The sequence below is a fragment of the Streptomyces guryensis genome (genome assembly GCF_021261325.1).
In the GTDB taxonomy this organism is placed as follows: Bacteria; Actinomycetota; Actinomycetes; order Streptomycetales; family Streptomycetaceae; genus Streptomyces; species Streptomyces guryensis.
Window position 1 is genome coordinate 1 of the sequence record NZ_JAJSBI010000066.1, and the last position, 3,829, is coordinate 3,829.

Below are 3,829 nucleotides of genomic sequence, written 5' to 3' on the forward strand. Positions count from 1 at the left end.
AACGCAAGCTCAAGAAGATCCAGTTCAGACCCCACCTGATCGACGGCTGCCTCACCGGGACCGGCCTGATCATCGAACCCTGGTGACCACGCAGCCGGACTCTACGAGTTCAACCTGAGTAGCCGTTGCGATGGTTGACGCGTTCCTCGCTGACCTGGCCGTACTCCGCATTGCAGAGGGTGTCGGCCTCCGCCGACATGAGCGCGTCGGCGAACATCTTGACCATCGCGCGCAGCAGGTCCGGACTCGCCGAGGCGAGATTGCCTTCCGCGAGGGCGTGCAGGGGCAGACTGTCGGGTGCGGTCATCGTGCTGATCTCCTTCAAAGACTTGGTCGTCTTGAAAGATCAGCCGGTGGCCGTTCTCATATCCGGACGCTCACTCCGACGCCGGGCCAAACGCCCGGATCAGGTGGGAGCCCGTACACCACTTCCCAGGACGCAACCGCGGGGAAGTGCCAGTTGCACTTCGTCATCTGAGCGTCAGTGGCGCAGGCGAGGTGGCCTGGTCGTTGACATTGACGGGTAGTGCTCACCCGTTGCTGCCAGGAGCGGCGAAAAGCCATGTCATTCTCACGCTGACCACCACTCCGCCACCCACTCCAGCCCGAGATCCGCCGACAGCCGACAACCTTCCGCCCCGCTCTGGAGCCTCGGTGCGGAGTTGGTGTGCCCGCAGGGCGAGCCGCGCGAACCGGTTGCGTCCGTCCACGCCCGCCGGGATGATCAGGCCTGAGCCGACAGGGCTTAGGTGCGGGGTGGCAGCATGGGGGACGTCCAGGTTCTGGCGGGACGATACCGGCTGGAACGGTTTCTGGGGCAGGGCGGTATGGGCCGCGTGTACGAGGCCTGGGACACCGCGCTCGACCGGTCGGTGGCAGTGAAGCTACTGTCGGGGTGGGCGGCGGAGAGCCCGTCCGCGGTCGACCGGTTCCGACGGGAAGCGCAGGCGGCCGCTCGGATCAGCAGTCGTAACGCCGTGGTCGTGTACGACGTCGGGGTCGAGGGCGGACAGCCGTATCTCGTGATGGAGCGGCTCGACGGCGTCCCGCTGAACCGCATCCTTAGGGCGTCCGCGGGACCGCTTCCCGACGACGTGGTGCGGGCTGTGGTCTGGGGCATGTGCGCCGGTCTGGCCGCCGCCCACCAGGTCGGCATCGTCCACCGGGATGTAAAGCCCGGGAATGTCTTCCTCTGCCGCGATGGGCGGGTGGTGCTGGTGGACTTCGGCATCGCGCGACTCATCGAGTCCGGCATGCTCCCCCAGGCAGACATGTTCGTCGGAACGCCCGTCTACATGGCGCCGGAGGCAGTGCGCGGACTGACGGTGGGCCCGCAGGCCGACCTCTACGGCCTTGGCTGTGTGATGTACCGGATGCTCTCCGGTGAGGAGCCCTTCACTGGCGGCGACGACTCGACAAACGAGATCTTCTTCGCCAAGGTCAACCAGCCGCCGCCCACTCTGCGCGGCCGCTGGGACGTGGACGCCGAACTGGCAGGCATAGTGGACCGGTTGCTGGAGCGTGAGCCGCACTTACGGCCGTCTGCCGCCGACGAGATCGCCGTGTACCTCAGCACTCCGGAGCGGGTCGAGGACGTCGTCTCTGACCTGGTCGCTGGCCATCTGCGCGAGTCGGCGACGGAGTGGGCCCGTACGACCCCCGAGCCAGCCACGGCAACGACGCTCCATCTGCTGGCGCAACCGCGTCGGCCTGAAAGCACCTTCGGCCCGCCGCCATCCCCCTCGTCGCCCGTCGCCTCGGAAGACGCGACCGCGAGCATTCTCGTCGCGCCCCATTTCGACGAGTACGACGACGACGCCTCCCTTCGAAACCTCACACACAGGCTGATGCGTGAGGGCCTGTCGCCCGAAGCGGTCGAGGCCAAGCACCGCGAGGCCGTGAACATGGTGAGTCGAGGCAAGTACAGCGAGGCGCTCAAAGAGCACGGCTTTCTGATCCTGCAGCGCACCGCCGACCTTGGCGAGAACCACCCCGTGACCCTGGTCAACCACTTCTGGGCCGCGGTCTGCCTGGCTCGCCTTGGCGTCGCGCCCGAAGCACTGAACCGCCTATCGATGATCAACGACGCCTGCTCGCCGGGCCACCCTGGAGTCTGACATGGCCCTTCTTCTGGAGATCAGCGCCCTGGGCGCGGACTCGGAGTACGAACTGCGCTCGCTGCACCGATGGATCGGCGCGGATGAGACACTCACCGGCGCCTGCACGGGCACTCCCCGCGCCTTTGGTCCACCGCGTCCGGACCATATGGGGCTGGGTTTCGACATCCTGGAGTTGGCGGTCAACTCGGGCCTGGCCGCGGGCGCTCTCGCCGTGTCGATCGCGTCCTGGCTGGACGCCCGCCGGGGCACGGCCCGGCTGCGGATGACGCGCGGTCGGGTGGTCGTAGAGGTACCGGCGGACACGCCCGAGGCCACCCTAACTGTCATCCGCGCGCTGCTCCACGACGGAAACGACGAAAACCATGGCACCGACGAGGAACAGGACACGCGGGCCGCGGATGGCGGCACCGGCCGTGAATGATGCCCTGCCTGACCCGGCCACGTCCCGTGCCGTGCTGATCGGCGGCAGCGAGTACCGGCATCTGATCCCGCTTCCGCCGGTCGCGCAGAACCTGAAGAGCCTGAGCACGGCTCTCCAGGACCCGACGATCTGCGGCATCCCTGAGTCCAACTGCACGATCGTGGAAAATCCCCGGTTCCCCGCCGAGTTCTTGGGCCCGGTCGCAGCCGCCGCGTCCGCTGCGCGTGACACGCTGCTGGTCTACTTCAGCGGGCACGGACTACGCGACCCGGACGATCCCGACCTGTACATGGCGCTCCACGACTCCCAGGACGGACGCGGCTGGTCCGCGATGGCGTACCACCATCTGCGTTCGGTGGTACGAGCATCACCGACCCGGCGCCGGATCGTGATCCTGGACTGCTGCTTCAGCGGCCGCGCCGCCCGCGCGATGGGCAGCGGTGGGCAGAACCTGGCGATGCAGGCCATGGTCGATGGCGCCTACGTACTGGCGGCCTCGCCCGGTGACCGACCCGCGCTCGCGCCCGAGGGCGAGATCTACACAACCTTCACTGGTGAGCTGCTGGCGCTGCTGCGCGGAGGCATTCCCGAGGGGCCCGAACTACTCGACCTGGAGACTGTGTACAGCACGCTCAAGGACCGGTTGCGGGCCAAGAGCAAGCCGGAGCCTCGGCGTGCCTGCGAGAACCAGTCGGGTCTCCTGGCGATCGCGCGCAACCGGGCCTGTGCGCCGCCCCAGGGGGGCAGCAGCCAGGTTCTCGACCAGCAGATCACCTCGGCGATCACCACGACCGGGCTGCGGCTCGCACGGCGGCTGCGTGCCGAGCGCCGCACCCGGGATGCGCTGCCCATACTCCGGCTTGTCCTCGGGCAGCCCGGTGTGACCGAGGGCGGCGACGACATCGCCGTACGACTGGAACTCGCCGACATCCTCACCGAACTGGACCACAGCAGGGAGGCGATTGAAGTGCTGGAGACTGCCTTCGCTGCAGTGCACGACCGGGTGGGTCCCGAGGTGGTGGCCGTGTGCCAGCGACTGGCAGCCCTGCTGCGCGAGGTGGGCAGCCACGCGGAGGCCTGCGACGTGCTGGAGCACGCGCTGAAGGTCAGCTTTCCCGGGGACCGGCCGTTTCCTAGCGCTGACGCGTCGAGGTGACCCGCTGCAGGGGGGGGTGCCTCTATGTCTTTCGTCAAGCGAGGCGTGGGGTTCTGGGTTCGTAGAAGGTGCCGTCGCGGAGCATGGCGAACAGCACGTTGATCCGTTGTCGGGCCAGGCGGAGAAGTGCTT

The 3,829-nt window shown here is 67.8% G+C and carries 3 protein-coding genes and 1 pseudogene; 3 read left to right on the forward strand and 1 reads right to left on the reverse strand.

Annotated elements, in window-relative coordinates; translation table 11 throughout:
• Positions 1-118: 118 nt before the first annotated feature.
• Positions 119-307 (reverse strand): annotated as a pseudogene (locus tag LJ657_RS47900) (transposase); the annotation flags it as partial.
• A 457-nt stretch (positions 308-764) separates the two neighbouring features.
• Here LJ657_RS47900 and LJ657_RS47905 point away from each other — a divergent pair.
• Genes LJ657_RS47905 through LJ657_RS47915 form a run of 3 tightly spaced genes read left to right on the forward strand, consistent with a single transcriptional unit; the run spans position 765 to position 3,697 of the window.
• Entirely contained in the window at positions 765-2,117 is a 1,353-nt protein-coding gene (locus LJ657_RS47905; protein ID WP_232656068.1) for a serine/threonine-protein kinase, read from the forward strand.
• A gap of 1 nt (position 2,118) precedes the next feature.
• On the forward strand, positions 2,119-2,541 hold the full coding sequence (locus tag LJ657_RS47910; protein ID WP_232656069.1) for an effector-associated constant component EACC1: 423 nt from the start codon (positions 2,119-2,121) through the stop codon (positions 2,539-2,541).
• Entirely contained in the window at positions 2,534-3,697 is a 1,164-nt protein-coding gene (locus tag LJ657_RS47915; RefSeq protein ID WP_232656070.1) for a caspase, EACC1-associated type, read from the forward strand. The genes LJ657_RS47910 and LJ657_RS47915 overlap by 8 nt, the downstream gene beginning before the upstream one ends.
• The last annotated feature ends 132 nt before the right edge of the window (positions 3,698-3,829 follow it).

What these genes read in the sequence shown, in the direction of transcription:
- LJ657_RS47905 (WP_232656068.1), top strand. Translation starts at nt 765, where the DNA reads ATGGGGGACGTCCAGGTTCTGGCGGGACGATACCGGCTGGAACGGTTT.
- LJ657_RS47910 (WP_232656069.1), top strand. Translation starts at nt 2,119, where the DNA reads ATGGCCCTTCTTCTGGAGATCAGCGCCCTGGGCGCGGACTCGGAGTAC.